Below are 16703 nucleotides of genomic sequence, written 5' to 3'. Positions count from 1 at the left end.
GTCCTCCACGTTCGTTCTCAGCCACCCGGGCCGCGCGGGCTCTTCAAGCGCTCGGCCATCGCACGCTCCTTGGCGTACTCTTCGCGGCAGGCCCGCGCGTAGTCCTCCGGCCCGAGATAGGCGATCTCCTGGTCGTACCTTGCCAGGTCTTCGGCGAACCGCGGGTCGAACAGCGCCTTCTTGAAGCCGTCATGCAGAACGGCAAGCACGTCAGGCGGCAATCCGCGCGGGCCGGCCAGCCCGTAGGGCGACATCGCCACGATGTCGAAGCCCAGTTCGCGCAAGGTCGGCACCTGCGGCCAGCGCGGCGAGCGCTTCGCCCCCATGGTCGCGAGCAATCGCAGGCGACCCGCATCGACTTCCGGCGCGAAGCCCGAGGAATTGACGCCCGCCATCACCTGCCCCGACGACACTGCCAGGGTCAACTCGGCCGTGCCCTTGTAGGGCACATGGATGTAGCTCAGCCCCCGATCGGTGAAGAGTGCTTCGAGCACGAGGTGCGGCGTCGTGCCGATGCCGTTGGTGGCGATGCTCAACTCACCGGGCCGCTTGCGCGCGAAGTCGAACAGTTGCTCGAGCGAGCGCATCGGGCTGGAAGCGCGCACCAGCACCCCGAAAGTCACGCCCGAAATCTGGATGATGGGCGTGACGTCGCGCACCGGATCCCAGATCACCTGCTGCATGAAGGGCATGCGAAAGACCGGCTGCGGCATCTGCGCAATGGTGTAGCCGTTGGGTTCGGCCTGGAACAGGATCGGCATCGCCATCGTGCCGCCGGCACCGGCCCGGTTGGCGACCACCACGGGTTGGCCGAGCGCCTGCCCAGCGAGTTCGGCCAGGAGGCGCAACGACAGATCGGTCGCGCCGCCAGCCGCCCACGGCACCCACATCGTGATCGGCCGGGACGGAAAGGTGTCGGCGGCCAGCGCGTGCACCATGGGCCCCGCAGCCAACGCGAACGCGGCCGCACTGCGCAGCCAGCGGCGGCGGCCGGTGTTCATGGCGGTGTTCATGGCGGTCCTCCGCCGCGCTTCGTCAATCCGCCGAAACCGCGCTGCGGGTCGTAGCCCCAGCAGGCGAACACGAAGAACACCGTCAGGCAACCCAGCACGATCCAGGGTGCCGCGCCCGGGTCCTTGCCGTACAGCGCAAACCGGATCCATTCGACGGCGTGCGTGAACGGGTTGAAGCGCGCGAGCTGATAGACCCACTCGGCGCCCGACTCCTGCAGCTTCCACAGCGGGTAGAGCGCGGTCGACATGAAGTACATCGGGAAGATCACGAAGTTCATCGTGCCGGCGAAGTTCTCGAGCTGCTTGATGTGCACCGACAGCAGCAGGCCGAGCGCGCCCAGCATCAGCGCCCCGCAGACCAGTGCGACCAAGGCATTCAGACCGCCCAGCGAGAAGATCGGCAGATCGGTGCCGATCAGCAAGGCGACGATCACGAAGGCAAGCGCCTGCAACACCGACAGCAGCGCCGTCGCGCAGAGCTTGCAGAACAGCAGCCATGCGCGCGGCAACGGTGCGGTGAGCAGCAGCCGCATCAGGCCCATCTCACGGTCGTAGACCATCGCGAGGGACGACTGCATCCCGTTGAACAACAGCACCATGCCCACCAGGCCCGGCACGATGTAGACGTCATAGGGGATATAGGTGTCGTACGGCTCGACGATCGCGACGCCGAACACGTTGCGAAAACCCGCGGCGAACACCGCCAGCCACAGCAGCGGGCGCACCAGCGCCGACACCAGCCGGCCGGTCTGCTGCGAGAACTTGAGCAGTTCGCGCATGACGATCGCCTGCATGGCCTGCAGCGCATGCGCGACCCCGCGGTGCGCCGCGAGTTCCGCCTCGCCGGATTCGACGGGAATCATGGCGTCGTCTTGCATCGCTTCTCCGGGGCGTCCGCGCCCAGTGTGTCCAGCACGTTGGTCGGATGCAGCAGGCCTTCGACCGGCGCCTGCGAAATCACGCCCTGGCCGTCGGTGAGAAGCACGGTCTGGCGCAACTGCCCATCCCACGGACGGAAGGTCAGGTTCGTGCCTTTGGAGCCATCGATCGGCGTCTTGGCGAGCGCCTGCGCCCAGGCTGCGGCGGGCCCCTTCGGCGCCGCGATGGCGGCCGCGACCAGCGCCTTGCCCGCCATCCACGCCGACCAGTCGCTGTCAGTCATGGGCCGGCCAACCGCCTTGGCAAAACGGCGCGACACCTGCGGCGCGCCGTAGCGCTCGAACTGCGCATGCCAGGCCAACGCCACCAGCCCCGCATCACCCACCACCGGGCGAGGCAACACGATCCGGTACGGCAGGCCGCGTGCGAATTCGCCGTCGCTGTCGACCACCCAGACGGCGTCGTAAGTGGTGCCGGCCGTCAGCAGCAGCGGATTGGCCAGGTCGCGCTCGCGCGGGTCGCCCGAGAGCTTGAAAGGCTTGGTCGCAACCACCTGCAAGCCGTAGCGCTTGATCGAAGCCTGCGCCGCGGCGGCGCGCACCTGGTCCTGCGCGCTCGGGCCGACGAGCAGCAACACCTTGCTCCATTTGCGCGACACGAGCGTTTGCGCCAGCGCGTCGGCCCGCATGCGCTCGCTCGGAAGAATGTGGAACAGGCGCGCCCTGCAGTCCTGCTCGCGCAGACGATCTTCGGCATCGCCGACGTTGATCACCGGCAGCTTCACGGCATCGACCACGGCCAGCGTCCAATCGGCGGGAAGATCCGTCACGATCACGGCGGCGCCCGATTTTTCGGCCGCTTGCGCTGCGGCGCGTGCGGCCTCCCGCGAGTCGGCGGACTGCTTCGCCAGCGTGACCGCCGCATCGACGGCCTCCAGTTCGAACTGGCCTTCGTCCAACGCGACCTGCAAGCCGTCACTCGCGGGGCCGTCAGGGTGGCCCAGAAAGTGGCGCTCGACGCGCGACCGTTCGAGCCGCGTGTCAGGGTTCGGCGAGATCAGCGTCGCCTTCAACGGGGTGATGGCGCCCTTCGTTTGTCCGATCGACGCCGGCGCCGCCAGCAGCAGCCCCAGCAGCGACGAAAGGCCGACAGAGCAGGCGATCCACTTCATTCGACCACCACCAGCCCATAAGGCACGCGGCCGACGGGGATGCTCTTGATCGGCTTGGCCGCGGCGACATCGACGACGGTCACGTCATCACTCAAGCCGTTCACCACGTACAGCCGGGCTTCGGCCTTGTCGAGCGTGACGTTCCATGCGCGCTTGCCGACCAGTACGAGGTTCGTGACCTTGCGCTGCGGCACGTCGACGAACGCGACGTGGTTGGCACGGCCCAGCGCCACGAAGGCGCGTTTGCCGTCGCGCGAAATCTGGATGCCTACCGGCGTGATGTCTTCGCTGCGCGCGCCCTTGACTTCGAACTTCACGTTGCCGATCACATTGCGTGTGGCCGTATCGATGATGCTGACGCTCGCGTCGAGTTCGTTGGTGACCCACAGTTCCTTGCCGTCGGGGGTGAAGGCCATGCGACGTGGCCGCTTGCCGACTTTCACGTTCTTGACGATGGTGCCGCTGGCGACGTCGATCACGTGCACGAGGCTTGCGACTTCGGAGGTCACATACAGCGTCTTGCCGTCCGCGCTAACCTTCACGCCTTCGGGCTCCTTGCCGACCTTGATCGTCTTGAGCACCTTGCCGCTCAAGGCATCGATGAAGCTGACCGCCCCTTCGTCCTCGTTGGATGAATAGATGGTCTTGCCGTCCGGCGATACGTCGAAGGCCTCGGGCTCGTCGCCCAGCGGAATGCGGCGCACCGACTTGCCGGTTGCCGGGTCGATCACGTCGGCAACGTTCGAATCGCTGCAGGCGACCATGATCAGGTGATCCGCGGTGAGCTGGATGTGCCGCCCCCGATTGCAGGTCGGGATGGTGCCCTTGACGCTGAGGGTCGCCAGGTCGATCAGCGTGATGGCCTGGTCCTTCTCGCTCGACACATAGGCGGTGCCTTGTGCCAGCGCGGCCGTGCCGAGGCACACGCACGACAGCGCCACGACCGAACGGGCCACACGCTTCCAGACCTGGGCAACTTCATTCATGTCGACGTCTCTCCTGATGTGAATCGATGGCGATCAACTCGTGCGCGCGATGAACCCCGCTTCAAGCGTCGGCTCTCCAAGCGCTTGCGTCACCTCGGCCGGCGTGCCGTCGGCCAGCAGCTCGCCCTTGTGCAACACCAGCACGCGGTCGGCACCTTCGGCCTCCTCCACCCGGTGCGTTGCCCACAGGACGCAGACTCCGCGCTCCTGCACGTTCGCATGGAGCGCACGCATCAGGTCCTGGCGTGACTTCGGGTCCAGGCCCACCGTGGCTTCATCCATCAGCAGCACGGAGGGTCGATGCAGCAATGCACGCACAAGTTCCACCTTGCGCCGATTGCCGCCGGACAGTTCGCGCACCTTGCGATCGAGGTCCGCGTCGATGCCGAGTTGGGCACAGCCCGCCTCGATGCGGGATGCCGCCAGCCGCCGCGGCAGGCCGTGCAGGTCGGCCTGGAACAGCAGGTTCCGGCGGATGCTCAGATCCAGATCGAGCGATATCTGCTGAAACACCACGCCGATGTGGCGCAATGCCGCGGTCGCGGATCGGCGCAGCGAGTGACCGGCTACTTCGACCTCGCCTTCGTCGGCTGCAAACAGCCCGGTGAGCACCTGGAACAGCGTCGACTTGCCTGCGCCATTGGGCCCGAGCAAGGCCACGAACTGACCTGACGACATGGTCAGCGAAAGACCCTTCAATGCCGCCCGCGCCCCGTAGCGCTTGGTCAGGCCGGTGGTCCGGAGCATGGTCGTCGATGGGAGCGTCTGTGGCATGAATAACTTCGAGCATGCAATACGCGCGCCCATCGGCGCAAGCGGGTTGCGCCCTGCAAAGGACATGGGTGGGGAATGCGTCGTCTGGCGGTGAAACACTCTGTGTCGAAAGTGGTTGCCACAATTTCGGCGCAGCGGGCCTGGCGGAATACTTCGGTTCTCGCCGCTCCGACAGCGGGAGCGAGACGCCATTGCAAACACGCAGTGTCAACTTCGGAACTCGCTTCTTCAATGCATGCCATCGATAGGGTTTCCCCTTAACGAAATGGCTCGCTCGGAGGGGCCGAGCCAACCGCGGAGGCACCCCCGCCGGACCGGCGAATCAGGCGTGTTCGAGCGGGCGCGCATCTTGCATTTAGTGCCGTCGCCGACTTCATTGCGTTGTGCGGCAGGCGCCCTGTCGGAGGTTCCGTTCGGGGGGGCTCTGGTGAAACAGAACAAGGAGACTTCGATGCGAATTTCCGGGCATTTCCACGGGCGCCCTTGGCGCTATTTGGCGGTGGCGCTACTCGCATTGCCAGCCTTGGCATTTGCGAATGCCGATGTCGAGAAAAACATCGCCAACTCGAAGAACTGGGCGATGCAGGCTGGGGACATGTACAACCATCGCTACAGCACGCTCAAGCAGATCAACACCGGCAATGTCGGCAAGATGCAGGTCGCGTGGACCTTCTCCACCGGCGTGCTGCGCGGGCATGAAGGTTCGCCGCTGGTCATCGACAACATGATGTTCCTGCACTCGCCCTTCCCCAACAAGGTCTTCGCGATCGATCTCGATACGCAGAAGATCGTGTGGAAGTACGAACCCAAGCAGGACCCGGCGGTGATCCCGCAGATGTGCTGCGACACGGTCAACCGCGGCGTCGCATATGCCGAGGGCAAGGTCTTCCTCCAGCAGGCCGACAGCAATCTCGTCGCGCTCGATGCCAAGACCGGCAAGGTCGTCTGGACCGTGAAGAACGGGGATCCGAAGCTGGGCGCCGTCAACACCAACGCGCCGCACGTCTTCAAGGACAAGGTCATCACCGGCATCAGCGGCGGCGAGTGGGGCGTGCGGGGCTTCCTGGCGGCCTACGACATCAACACCGGCAAGCAGGTCTGGAAGGCCTACAGCACGGGCCCGGACGCCGAAATGCTCATGGACCCGGACAAGACCATGACCTGGACCGACGGCAAGATGGCGCCCGTCGGCAAGGACTCTTCGCTGAAGACCTGGCAAGGCGATCAGTGGAAGCTCGGCGGCGGCACCACCTGGGGTTGGTACAGCTACGACAAGGCGCTCAACACGCTCTACTACGGCACCGGCAACCCGTCGACCTGGAACCCCTCGCAACGCCCCGGCGACAACAAGTGGTCCATGACCATCTTCGCGCGTGACGTCGACACCGGCATGGCCAAGTGGGCCTACCAGATGACACCGTTCGACGAATGGGACTTCGACGGCATCAACGAGATGATCCTGGCCGACATCGACGTCAAGGGCAAACCCACCAAGGCGCTCGTGCACTTCGACCGCAACGGCTTCGGCTACACGCTGAACCGTGTGACCGGCGAATTGCTCGTGGCCGAAAAGTACGACCCGCAAGTGAACTGGGCCACGAAGGTCGACATGAAGACCGGCCGTCCTCAAGTGGTGTCCAGGTACTCCACGGCGCAGAACGGGCCGGACGTCAACAGCAAGGGCATCTGCCCGGCAGCACTGGGTTCCAAGGACCAGCAGCCGGCTTCCTTCGACCCGGAAACCAAGCTCTTCTACGTGCCGACCAATCACGTCTGCATGGACTATGAGCCGTTCAAGGTCGAATACACGGCGGGCCAGCCATACGTCGGCGCCACGCTCTCCATGTACCCGGCCCCGGGCAGCCATGGCGGCATGGGCAACTACATCACCTGGAACGCCGGTACCGGCAAGATCGTGCAGAGCCATCCCGAGAAGTTCTCGGTCTGGAGCGGCGCGCTCAACACGGCGGGCGGCCTCTCCTGCTACGGCACGCTCGAGGGCTACATGAAGTGCGTCGACAAGAAGAACATCAACAAGGAACTGTTCAAGTTCAAGACGCCCTCCGGCATCATCGGCAACGTGTTCACCTACGAGCACAAGGGCAAGCAGTACATCGGCGTGTTCTCCGGCATCGGTGGCTGGGCCGGCATCGGCATGGCCGCGGGGCTCGAGAAGGACCAGGATGGCCTGGGCGCCGTGGGTGGCTACAGGGAACTCAACCAGTACACCGAACTCGGCGGTTCCCTGACCGTGTTCGCGCTGCCAGGCGGCAACTGAAGCGCAAGGCCCTCTTTGGGGCCAGATCCGGAGATGGCAGCCGAAGGGTTGCCATCTCTTCAATCCGACGAAAACAAGGATCTCGCAATATGAGTTCAAGGAAGGCCTTGCTTATCGCCGGCGCACTGCTGATCTTGGCGGGCGCTGCTCACTCAGACGACAAACCGCCTCTGTACAAGGTGGTCGATGGCTACAAGGTGGACGCCGAGACGATGAAAGGCTTCCGGGCTTGGCGAGCGGCCGCTTGCGACCGCTGCCACGGCGCCAACCAGGAAGGACTGGTCGGGCCGTCGCTCGTGGTCAGCCTGAAGACGCTGTCGAAGGAAGACTTCATCAAGACCGTGACCAACGGCCGGTTGGACAAGGGAATGCAGAGCTTCGGCAACAGCCCGGTGGTCATGCAGAACATCAATCAGCTCTACGCCTATCTCAAGGGAAGGTCCGACGGCGCGATCACGCGCGCGAAAGTCGAAGAGATCAAATGACCCACGCCGGCTCACATCAACGCATGCTCGCGGCCATCGGCATCGCGCTGGCTGCGCTGGCGGCCAGCGCGGCGGCGCAGGACCCGCCCGCGGCACGCACCGCGCTGCGCGTCTGCCAGGACCCGAACAACCTGCCGTTCTCGAACGTCAAGGGCGAGGGCATCGAGAACAAGATCGCCGAAACGTTCGGAAAGTCGCTGGGCCTTCCGGTGGTCTATTACTCCTTTCCGCAGCGCCTGGCCTTCATCCGGAACACATTGAAGTTCAAGCTGCCGGGCCAGGAATACCCTTGCGACATCGTGATCGGCGTTCCCGCGGAATATGACCAGGTGTCGGCCACCAAGCCGTACTACCGTTCGACCTACGCGCTGGTTTTCCCGAAGGGCAAAGACCTGGATCAAGTGGCATCCGGCGAGGACTTCCTGAAGGTCGATCCTGCGAAGCTGAGCAAGCTGCGCATCGGCGTCTACGACCGTTCGCCCGCATCGACCTGGCTCGCCAAGCACAAGCTCGTCGAGCAGGGTGTGCCCTACCCCGTGATGAACGCCGACCCTGATCAATACCCCGGCGAGATCATCGAGAAGGACCTCGCGGCGGGCAAGATCGACGTCGCCATTGTCTGGGGCCCCATCGCCGGCTACTACGCACAGCGCGTCAAGACGCCCGCGCTGGCGGTGGTCCCGCTGAAATCGGAGCCCGGCGTCCAGTTCGACTACCAGATCGCCATGGGCGTGCGCTACGGAGAGCGCGAATGGAAACAGCAGGTCGAAGGCCTGATCGAATCCAACCGATCGCAGATCCAGGCGATCCTGAAGGAGTACGGCGTACCGATCGTCGATGCCTCTTACTCTTACGTGGCCCCGAAGCAATAGCGCTCCCAGCCTCCCGATGAACGCAATCCCCGTCCTGAGACTGGCGCTCGCGTTGATCGTGGGGATGCCCTGGCTGGCCTTCGCAGCGACTGATTTCTCGGTCGCCGAGCAGGCGATTTTCATGGACGACCACCTGGGCAAGCTGCACCCGCCGCTCACCTTGCACTACGTCTTCCACAAGACCGGAACGCTGGAAGAGCCCTTCGACGACAAGGTGGACCTGCTGCTGACCGCGGACCCGGACGGCAAGTGCTGCGCCGCTCGCGTGGAGTTCTTCAGCGGCGCGCGCGCGGTGCAGAAGCCCGAGGTGGAAAGCGCCCGAGGCAACCCGGCCATCCTCTACTTCCTCGAACGCGACATTCGCGAGATGCAACGCCTGACCAAGGGCCAGCCCACCTACTTTCGCAAGCGCATCCGCATGGCGGTGTACCAGGGCGCCACGGTGCGCAACGTCACCCTGCCCTATCGCGGACAACCGGTGGCGGTGCGGGAGATCAGCGTCTCGCCCTACCTCGACGATCCGAACCGTGCGCGCTTCGAACAGCTGGCCACCAAGACCTACGTCTTCCTGCTGTCGGACGCCGTGCCGGGCAGCGTCTACGGTATTCGCACCCGGGTTGACGGCGAATCCGCGGGCGCAGCACCATTGATGGTCGAGGAGATGCTTCTCGAAGGCGCCGGGCGCCAACCCTGACGGAACCCCATGAAACGATCGATCACCACAATCGCCCTGCTGGGCTGGTGCACCCTGCCGATGGCCGCGACCCCAGCCCCAGTGAACGACTTCCCGACGCTGGACCGCGTGCAGTACGTGCAGGAGTGCATGCGCGCGCACCCCGGGCCGACCTTCGAGATGACCTCCAAGTGTTCATGCGCGCTCGACGCACTCGCCAGCAGCGTGAAGTACAAGGATTACGTGACGATGAGCACGATCACCAAGGCCTTGTCCATTGGCGGCGAACGTGGCGGCGCGATCCGCGACGTCCCGTCCTACGAGCCCGAGATCAAGCGCTTGCGCGAACTCCAGGCCAAGGCCGAGAAAGGATGCTTCATCGGCGCCGGCCCCAAATAGCCTCGAGCAGCCCCATGATGCCGGGCATCCTCCCTTCGATGCCGATCCTGCTCGCCGGGATGGTGCTGGGCGTTGCCTGCGCGGCCGCCCCCGCATCCGATGGTGCGACCGCGCTGGCAATCACCGAAGTCAAGCCTGGCGTGTTCGTGCATGCCGGCAAGATCGAGGACTGGGGGCCGGCCAACGGGGGCGACGTGGCGAACCTCGGCTTCATCGTCGGACGCCGTTGCGTCGCTGTGATCGACACCGGGGGCACGCCGGCGATCGGCCGTGCGTTGCGCGCCTCGATCGAACGCACCACGCCGCTGCCCATCTGCTGGGTCATCAACACGCATGCCCACCCCGACCATGTGCTCGGCAATGCGGCGTTCGTCGACGCAGGCTCGCCGGCGCCGCGTTTCGTGGCCCATGCGCGCTTCACCCGCGCGCTGGCGGCGCGAGAGGCCTACTACCTGAACGCGCTGGAACGCGACTTCGGCATCCGCCTGACCCACGCGTCGATCGTCTACCCGGACACCGTGGTGGACACATCGCTGGAACTGGATCTCGGCGAACGCGTCCTGACGCTGCGGGCCTGGCCCACGGCACACACCGACAACGACCTCACGGTCTACGACCAGCGCACACGCACGCTCTTCACTTCCGACTTGCTGTTCGTGCAGCACCTGCCCGTGATCGACGGCAGCCTGCGCGGCTGGCTGGCGGTCATGGCCGAGCTCGGGCGGATACCGGCTGACACCGTGGTGCCGGGTCACGGACCCGTCAGCACCAACGGGTCAGCCGCCTTCGCCACCCAGGCAAGCTACCTGGAGGCGTTGGCGCGTGACACCCGCTCGGCCCTTCATGACCATCGGACGATCCAGCAAGCCGTCGACAGTATCGGCGTCCCTGCCGGTTCCCACTGGCTGCTCGGCGAACGCTTCCATCGACGCAACGTCACCGCGGCCTACGCTGAACTGGAATGGGAAGATGTTGCGCCCATGCCGGTGGCACCACCGCCGGTCCAGTTGCCTTCCGGCCCTCGGAAGTCGAGGCCATGAAAAGCCTGTCCGTCCAACGTTTCCTGGCGCGCATCGCTGCGAGCTGCGCGCTGGTCGTTATCGGCCTGCTCTGCACCGTCGCCTGGGCCGAGATCAAGACAGCCGACAACCCGGACGCCAACCCCGTGTGGCAGAAGGTACGCGCCAGCCTGTTCCAGTCGCGGCCGATCGCCGCTGCCAGCGACGAGGTGATCTCGCTCGTCGTGCCGGCGCGGGCCGAAGACGCAGCCATCGTACCGATCGCCATCCACACCCGCCTGCTGCAGACGCCGGCGCGCTATATCGACAAGGTCTACCTGATCATCGACAACAATCCTTCGCCCATCTCGGCGATCTTCCAGTTCACACCGCAAAGCGGGCGAGCGGATATCGAGACGCGGGTGCGCGTCGACGAGTACACCCACGTGCGCGCGATCGCCGAAACCAACGACGGCCGGCTGCACATGGCCACGGCCTTCGTCAAGGCCTCCGGCGGCTGTTCGGCGCCGCCGGGCAAGGATGCGCAGGCAGCGCTCGCGACCCTCGGTCGCATGAGACTGAGCATCGAAGGCCAGGCTGAGGACAACCAGCCGCAGCTCGCGCAACTCATGATCAGCCATCCCAACAACTCCGGCCTGGCACTCGACCAGGTCTCGCGCCTGTACACGCCGGCGTACTTCGTGCGGCAGGTGAACGTCAGCTACGCGGGCGTGCTGGTGATGTCGGCCGACGTCGACTTCTCGATCAGCGAGAACCCGAACTTTCGCTTCTACTTCCTGCCGAAGGGCGACGGCGAGCTCAAGGCCGAGGTGATCGACTCGCACGACCTGCGATTCGAGAGCACGCTGAAATACCGGCGCGCGCAATGACCGTGAGGTGTGTGCGCATGCGGCTGACCGCATGGATCGCCGCCGCCGCAGCCGCCGCAATCCTGCTCGCAGCCTGTGCGGCGTCCGGTCCGCCACAGGCACCCGCCATCGGAAAGCCAGTCGCGCTCGCTGCCGGCGTCTACATGGTGCAGGGCGCGCCCGGTGGGGTCGACACCCGCAACCTGGGCCGTGTCGGCAATGCCGGCTTCATCGTCGGCGACACCGGCGTGCTGGCCATCGACACCGGCACCTCCTATCGCCAAGGCGAACAGCTGCTGGCTGCGATCCGCAGCGTGACGGACAAGCCGGTGCGGCTGGTCTTGATCACCCATGCGCAAAAGGACTTCCTCTTCGGCGGTGCCGCCTATCGCGAGCACGGAATTCCGATCCTCATGCATCGCCAGGCCGCGGCGCTGATGGCGTCGCGCTGCGAACGCTGCCTGAAGATGCTCAAGGAGACGCTCGGCGAGGAGGAGATGCGCGGCACCGTGATGTTCACGCCGGACCAGCAATTCGACACCACGCAGACTCTCGATGTGATCGGCCGGCCGATCCGGTTGATGTATTTCGGGCACTCCAGCGGACCGGGCGACGTCGCAGTGCTCGATGCGGCTTCCGGCGTTCTGTTCGCAGGCGGCCTGCTCGGCCATGGGCGCATCCCGGACCTGCAGGACGGCGACCTCGAAGGCTGGCTGCGCGCGCTGCAGGCCCTGCGAGCACTGCCGGTCAGGGTGATCGTGCCCGGGCACGGGCCCGCGGCATCGCCCGAGGACATCGACGCGCAGGTCCGCTACCTTGCCCAGTTGCAGGCGCGCGTGCGGGAATTGCTGCGCGCCGGCACCGCCCTGAGCGCGGTGCCCGACGCGGCTGCGCTGCCGGAGTTCGCGCACTGGGACCAGTACGGGAGCCTTCACCGGCGCAATGCGTCGACCCTGTTCTTGCGCCTGCAACGCGCGCAATTGGAAGAATGAGGAGCGAGGCGCGCCACTCTCAACAACAGCCCGCCATGCTGCGCCGCCATTGCCCGAGATAGGCGCCATCCGGCGTTGGCATGCGTTGCAGGTCGGCGAACAGTCCACGTCGGCGTTCGGCGCTCGCCGTGAACAGCGCCTGGTAGCTCTTCAGATCGTCATCGGCGAGCACCGATGGCACCGTGAGCCCGCTTTCGTCGGCCGCACGGGGCGGGACACCCAGCGTGATCGTGCTGCCCAGCCCCGCGTAGAGGCAGCGTTCACCGAAGGCCTTCCGTAGCGCCGTGAACGTCGGTTCGCCGGTGCAATGACCTGGGGCGACGTAGGCGACCTTGTACGTGTCGCGCAGCGTCGTGATGATGGTCTCGATCTCCGGGTCCTTGGCGACAACGAGATGGAGGCCCCCAACGACGAACTGGATCTTCGGCTGGATCGCCGCAGCCGACTTGACGATGTTGTCAATGCCCGTGTGCGAGCAGCCGACCACGATCGCCATGCCGTCGGGCGTCTCCATCGCCAACGAGAGTTCGCGCAACTCGAGCGTGCCGGGCTTGTCGGACACCAGTGAAATCAGGTGGATCCCCGGTGCGATCACCACGGGCTTGTCGACCAGCGCGATGTTGGCTTGCGGCCATGCACTGCCGAAGCGCATCACGTCGGGCGGCTTGCCGCCGAAGTAGCGCTGCTCGGCTGGCAAGGACTCGTCCTTGCGATAGAACGTGCTCGGGAGGTCGGAGCCATAGACACCGAAGCCTTCCTTGGGCGCGTAGATCTTGACCTTCGGGTTGACGCTGAGCAGGTGGCTCATGCCTCCCATATGGTCGCCGTGTCGATGCGACATCACGACGAAGTCGAGCGTCGCGAGGTCTACTCTCAGGGCCGCCGCGTTCTTCGCCAGCACCTCGGCGTTGTTACCGGTATCGAACAAGATGCGCTTGCCGCCGACCTCCACGAACGCGGCATAGCCCCAGTCCTTCTGCAGCGCCGGATCACGGCCGAAGGCATCGTAGAGCACCGTGATTTGCGCCTTGGTGGGTCGGCTGGCGCTGGGCGGCGGCGGGCTGGCGCAAGAAGCAAGCAGCAGATTTGGCGCTGCAAGTGTGGTGGTGATGAAGTCTCGGCGCTTCATGACGGCTTCCCCTTCAGGCATGCGTTCTCACCTGGCACCCGGCGCCAGGACGCGGCTTCTCATTTGGCGCCTGGCCGTTGTCCAAATCAAGCACGGACATCCGTTGAAGTCTGCCCGAGTTTGCGTTCGGCCCGATCACGCAACAGGTCGTAGATCGGCGGGATGCCAAGCAGATTCATCACGACCATGGTCCCGAAGCAGGCGGCGATCATCGACAGCAGCAGGTTGGCGCTGCCCGTCATCTCGACCGCCAGGCAGATGCCAGTAAGCGGCGCACGGACCACTGCCGTGAAAAATGCCGTCAGGCCGACCACTGCGTAGGCGGTCGGGGACCCGCCGCCTGGAAACCACTGGTCGTACAGTCGACCGAACACGAGCCCGATCTGCGCGCCGAGCACCAGCATCGGTGCGAACAGGCCCCCGGGCGTGCCGGCCGCATACGACAGCGGACCGAGCGCGAAGCGGACTGCGAATATCAGGCCGATGGTGGACAGCGATCCCGCATTGAGCAACGTCTCCTGAGTGATCGCGTCGCCTCCGCCGACCCATTGCGGCGCCAGCCAAGCCACGAGACCGACCCCGCCGCCGATCAATGCCGCCCGGGCCGTCACCGGAAGGCCGGTCGCTCGATCGGCCACCGCCAGCGCGCCCATGACGGCTCGCGCATAGGCGGCAGCCGCCAGCGCCGCAATGACACCCAGGACGATGTGGACCGGCACCGTCGCGAAGCCCGGAAAGGGCTGTGCCGGCACGGTGAAATCCGGTTCGACGCCAAGAAATACGCGAGCCACTGCGATGGCCCCCGCCGAGGCGCCCAGCGCGGCAGCCGCGGTGCGCGTGTCGAAGCGCCGCAGCAGTTCCTCCAGGACGAACACCGCGCCGGCGATCGGTGCGTTGAAGGCCGTCGCGAGTCCCGCACCCGCGCCCGCGGCGAACAGCACCCGGGCGTCGAGTTGGTTGCGCCGGAACAGCCTGCCGATAACGTCGGCGATCGAATGCCCCATCTGCACACTGGGTCCTTCGCGCCCGAGGGCCAGGCCGGATCCGATGGCGAGCAGTCCGCCGAAGAACTTGACGGCGGCAGTGCGCACGGGCCTGCCCGGATCGCCACCGCTGATCGCAGCCTCGACCTCGGGTATGCCGCTGCCCGCGGCGTTCGGGGAGATCCTGCTCACCAGGGCTGCTGCAGCGGCGGTCGCAGCAGCGGCGCTGGCGACGACGAGCAGAAGGCCCAGGAGCCCCTGCTGATGCGCAAACGCGATGAACTCACCTCGCAGGGTATCGGCCCGTCGGAGCAGGATCCGGAACATGGCGCAGACCAACCCGGTGACACATCCCACGAGCAGCGACAGCAGCGCGAGGACCAGTGTGCTCGCCCTGCTCTCGTCCTGATCAGGATATGGCTCCACGTCTCTTCACCCGAGGCTGCTGCCCGCAGAACGCCGAGCCAGCTTGCGCACTGCCTCCTCGACCGACATGAACACGCGGTCTGGACCGATCACTTCGATCAAGCCCGTTCGTCGAGCCTGTGCCTGCGCCCGCCCGACCGACAGCCTGGCGATGGCGACGACGATGTCAGCAGCCGCAAGGTCGGTGATCGCCCGCAGCAGGACCTGCGACCCCGTGTAGTCGATGTCGATGATGCCGTTGGCCTCGATGATCACCAGCTTCACGGGCAGGCGTTGCCTGGCGATGGCAGATTTCAGATCGGCGCAGATGCGCTCGGCATTGCTGAAGTTGAGCGGCGCGCCGGGAGCGAAAACGAGAACCCCGGCCTCCCGCTCGAACGGCGCGCCCGGGGCAGGAGGCCACCACACGGTGCTTCCCGGAACGCGGGCCAGTTCGACACAGTAGGGCCGCGCGACGATGTACAGGCTGTGCACGAAGGACATCACGATGGCGAGCAGCATGCCGGTCTCGATCGGCAGGGCGATGACAAGCCCGGCGCTTGCTGCCACCAACAGGATCTCGAGGCCGCCGCGGCGATAGATCCGGATCATCTGGTCGACACGGAAAATGCGCAGGGCGATGTAGACCAGGATGCCGGAGAGCGCCGCGTGGGGCACATAGGCCATCAGACCCGACGCCAGCGCCGCCAGAGCGATCATCAGGCCGACGGCCGTCAGCGACGCGATCTGCGATCGCCCTCCGGACTCGCGCACGATCGCGGTGCTCGGCGGGCTTGCGTCAACCGCGAAGGCGCCGATCAGACCGGCCACGATGCTGCCCGCGCCGACAGCCCCGAAGTCGCGGCTGACATCGTCCGGCTTCCCCTCATCGGATGGGAACGTGCTGGCCACCGCTGCCGTCTGCATGATGCAGACCACGGCCACCACCAGCGCCAGCTGCACCATGCGGCCGAACGCCTCGACATCCGGCAGCGTCGGCAAGGCAACGTGCGGCAGCGGCACCGACAAGGCGCCGAGCAGGCTGACGCCGCGGGAGCCAAGGTGAAACCAGGCCACGGCGGTGCCCGCGGCGACCAGTCCGATCAGGGCGCCCGGAATACGAGGGCTGATGCGCGACGCGACCAGCGTCACGATCAGGACCCCAGCGCCCAATCCGAGCGCATAGGGATTGGCCTCCCCGAACCGGCCCAGGACGTCGACGAGGCGCGCGAGCAGATGCCCCTTCTCGCCAGGAACGCCCAACAGGGTAGGCAACTCGCCGACGATGATGTGGACCGAGATGCCGGCCAGGAAACCCGTCGTCACCGGGATCGACAGGAGCGTCGCAAGCCAGCCGGCCTTGAGCAGGCCCACGGCAACGAGAACGAAGCCGACCATCAGGGCGAGCAACGCAGCCAGCTGCGGATATGGGACGGCGCTGACAGCTGCGATCGAGGCCAGGCCGCCGGCAAAGATCGGCGCAATCGTCGAGTCCGCTGCGACCGACATGAAGCGGTTGGCGCCGAATGCGGCGAATGCGATGGAGCCGGCGGCAAACGCATAGAGCCCCGTCTGCGGCGGCATCCCCGCGAGCCGGGCAGTGGCGAGTTGCCCGGGGATGGCGATCGCCGCCAGCATCAGTCCAGCGACGAGATCGCCCGGCAACCCTCCGATCCGATAGCCGCGCAGCGACGTGAAAAACCAGGTTCGCATGGCGCCGCCGCTAGCCAGGTCTCTGGCTGAGCCGGTGCCTATCAGCGCGCGGTAAATCGATCACGTTGTCCTCCTGATGCGGGT

Annotated in this window: 16 protein-coding genes; 8 read left to right on the top strand and 8 right to left on the bottom strand. The window is 65.9% G+C overall.

Annotation, left to right across the window (positions count from 1 at the left end):
- Window positions 1–17: 17 nt before the first annotated feature.
- From AC1DHL_RS08725 to AC1DHL_RS08705, 5 genes are read right to left on the bottom strand one after another with little or no spacing between them, the layout of a single operon-like run.
- Window positions 18–1013: a tripartite tricarboxylate transporter substrate binding protein gene (locus AC1DHL_RS08725; RefSeq protein ID WP_478161740.1), complete on the bottom strand. Its 996-nt coding sequence runs from the start codon at window positions 1011–1013 to the stop codon at window positions 18–20.
- Window positions 1010–1876, bottom strand: a complete 867-nt coding sequence (locus AC1DHL_RS08720) for an ABC transporter permease (protein ID WP_478161933.1) — start codon at window positions 1874–1876, stop codon at window positions 1010–1012. Before AC1DHL_RS08720 ends, AC1DHL_RS08725 begins: the two co-directional genes overlap by 4 nt.
- Window positions 1873–3063, bottom strand: a complete 1191-nt coding sequence (locus AC1DHL_RS08715) for an ABC transporter substrate-binding protein (protein WP_478104035.1) — start codon at window positions 3061–3063, stop codon at window positions 1873–1875. The genes AC1DHL_RS08720 and AC1DHL_RS08715 overlap by 4 nt, the downstream gene beginning before the upstream one ends.
- The gene (locus AC1DHL_RS08710) at window positions 3060–4049 is read right to left on the bottom strand and encodes a PQQ-dependent catabolism-associated beta-propeller protein (RefSeq protein ID WP_478161739.1); all 990 of its coding nucleotides are present in this window, start codon (window positions 4047–4049) and stop codon (window positions 3060–3062) included. Before AC1DHL_RS08710 ends, AC1DHL_RS08715 begins: the two co-directional genes overlap by 4 nt.
- A 33-nt stretch (window positions 4050–4082) precedes the next feature.
- Window positions 4083–4796 (bottom strand): ABC transporter ATP-binding protein, encoded by a 714-nt coding sequence (locus AC1DHL_RS08705; RefSeq protein WP_478104089.1) that lies wholly within the window; start codon window positions 4794–4796, stop codon window positions 4083–4085.
- Between the two features lie 478 nt (window positions 4797–5274).
- Here AC1DHL_RS08705 and AC1DHL_RS08700 point away from each other — a divergent pair, with 478 nt between their 5' ends.
- The 8 genes from AC1DHL_RS08700 (at window position 5275) to AC1DHL_RS08665 (ending at window position 12389) form a co-directional block, all read left to right on the top strand.
- Window positions 5275–7101 carry a methanol/ethanol family PQQ-dependent dehydrogenase gene (locus tag AC1DHL_RS08700; protein ID WP_478161738.1) on the top strand — a complete coding sequence of 609 codons (1827 nt, stop codon included), beginning with the start codon at window positions 5275–5277 and terminating at the stop codon, window positions 7099–7101.
- Between the two features lie 89 nt (window positions 7102–7190).
- A complete protein-coding gene (locus AC1DHL_RS08695) occupies window positions 7191–7586 on the top strand; it encodes a c-type cytochrome (RefSeq protein ID WP_478104031.1) in 396 nt (131 codons plus the stop codon).
- Window positions 7587–7609: 23 nt separating this feature from the next.
- Window positions 7610–8458: a substrate-binding domain-containing protein gene (locus tag AC1DHL_RS08690; protein ID WP_478104088.1), complete on the top strand. Its 849-nt coding sequence runs from the start codon at window positions 7610–7612 to the stop codon at window positions 8456–8458.
- Between the two features lie 16 nt (window positions 8459–8474).
- On the top strand, window positions 8475–9152 hold the full coding sequence (locus tag AC1DHL_RS08685) for a hypothetical protein (protein ID WP_478161737.1): 678 nt from the start codon (window positions 8475–8477) through the stop codon (window positions 9150–9152).
- Window positions 9153–9161: 9 nt separating this feature from the next.
- Entirely contained in the window at window positions 9162–9530 is a 369-nt protein-coding gene (locus AC1DHL_RS08680) for a hypothetical protein (protein ID WP_478104029.1), read from the top strand.
- Window positions 9531–9544: 14 nt separating this feature from the next.
- Entirely contained in the window at window positions 9545–10570 is a 1026-nt protein-coding gene (locus AC1DHL_RS08675) for a quinoprotein relay system zinc metallohydrolase 2 (protein ID WP_478161736.1), read from the top strand.
- Window positions 10567–11418, top strand: a complete 852-nt coding sequence (locus AC1DHL_RS08670; RefSeq protein WP_478104026.1) for a quinoprotein dehydrogenase-associated SoxYZ-like carrier — start codon at window positions 10567–10569, stop codon at window positions 11416–11418. Before AC1DHL_RS08675 ends, AC1DHL_RS08670 begins: the two co-directional genes overlap by 4 nt.
- A 17-nt stretch (window positions 11419–11435) precedes the next feature.
- Entirely contained in the window at window positions 11436–12389 is a 954-nt protein-coding gene (locus AC1DHL_RS08665) for an MBL fold metallo-hydrolase (protein WP_478161735.1), read from the top strand.
- Window positions 12390–12408: 19 nt separating this feature from the next.
- Here the strand turns inward: AC1DHL_RS08665 and AC1DHL_RS08660 are convergent, their stop codons facing one another.
- The 3 genes from AC1DHL_RS08660 to AC1DHL_RS08650 form a co-directional block, all read right to left on the bottom strand.
- The gene (locus tag AC1DHL_RS08660; RefSeq protein ID WP_478161734.1) at window positions 12409–13518 is read right to left on the bottom strand and encodes an MBL fold metallo-hydrolase; all 1110 of its coding nucleotides are present in this window, start codon (window positions 13516–13518) and stop codon (window positions 12409–12411) included.
- A gap of 86 nt (window positions 13519–13604) precedes the next feature.
- Complete coding sequence (locus AC1DHL_RS08655) at window positions 13605–14927, bottom strand: ClC family H(+)/Cl(-) exchange transporter (protein ID WP_478161733.1); 1323 nt, start codon at window positions 14925–14927, stop codon at window positions 13605–13607.
- 6 nt (window positions 14928–14933) lie between these two features.
- Complete coding sequence (locus AC1DHL_RS08650; RefSeq protein ID WP_478161732.1) at window positions 14934–16619, bottom strand: SulP family inorganic anion transporter; 1686 nt, start codon at window positions 16617–16619, stop codon at window positions 14934–14936.
- Window positions 16620–16703: the final 84 nt, after the last annotated feature.

This window comes from Variovorax sp. 10L426 (genome assembly GCF_056395305.1).
This window is presented reverse-complemented; position numbering and strand designations above follow the sequence as displayed.

Coding starts and splice junctions, on each gene's coding strand:
- AC1DHL_RS08725 (WP_478161740.1), bottom strand. CDS start 1,013: ATGAACACCGCCATGAACACCGGCCGCCGCCGCTGGCTGCGCAGTGCG.
- AC1DHL_RS08720 (WP_478161933.1), bottom strand. CDS start 1,876: ATGATTCCCGTCGAATCCGGCGAGGCGGAACTCGCGGCGCACCGCGGG.
- AC1DHL_RS08715 (WP_478104035.1), bottom strand. CDS start 3,063: ATGAAGTGGATCGCCTGCTCTGTCGGCCTTTCGTCGCTGCTGGGGCTG.
- AC1DHL_RS08710 (WP_478161739.1), bottom strand. CDS start 4,049: ATGAATGAAGTTGCCCAGGTCTGGAAGCGTGTGGCCCGTTCGGTCGTG.
- AC1DHL_RS08705 (WP_478104089.1), bottom strand. CDS start 4,796: ATGCTCCGGACCACCGGCCTGACCAAGCGCTACGGGGCGCGGGCGGCA.
- AC1DHL_RS08700 (WP_478161738.1), top strand. CDS start 5,275: ATGCGAATTTCCGGGCATTTCCACGGGCGCCCTTGGCGCTATTTGGCG.
- AC1DHL_RS08695 (WP_478104031.1), top strand. CDS start 7,191: ATGAGTTCAAGGAAGGCCTTGCTTATCGCCGGCGCACTGCTGATCTTG.
- AC1DHL_RS08690 (WP_478104088.1), top strand. CDS start 7,610: ATGCTCGCGGCCATCGGCATCGCGCTGGCTGCGCTGGCGGCCAGCGCG.
- AC1DHL_RS08685 (WP_478161737.1), top strand. CDS start 8,475: ATGAACGCAATCCCCGTCCTGAGACTGGCGCTCGCGTTGATCGTGGGG.
- AC1DHL_RS08680 (WP_478104029.1), top strand. CDS start 9,162: ATGAAACGATCGATCACCACAATCGCCCTGCTGGGCTGGTGCACCCTG.
- AC1DHL_RS08675 (WP_478161736.1), top strand. CDS start 9,545: ATGATGCCGGGCATCCTCCCTTCGATGCCGATCCTGCTCGCCGGGATG.
- AC1DHL_RS08670 (WP_478104026.1), top strand. CDS start 10,567: ATGAAAAGCCTGTCCGTCCAACGTTTCCTGGCGCGCATCGCTGCGAGC.
- AC1DHL_RS08665 (WP_478161735.1), top strand. CDS start 11,436: ATGCGGCTGACCGCATGGATCGCCGCCGCCGCAGCCGCCGCAATCCTG.
- AC1DHL_RS08660 (WP_478161734.1), bottom strand. CDS start 13,518: ATGAAGCGCCGAGACTTCATCACCACCACACTTGCAGCGCCAAATCTG.
- AC1DHL_RS08650 (WP_478161732.1), bottom strand. CDS start 16,619: ATGCGAACCTGGTTTTTCACGTCGCTGCGCGGCTATCGGATCGGAGGG.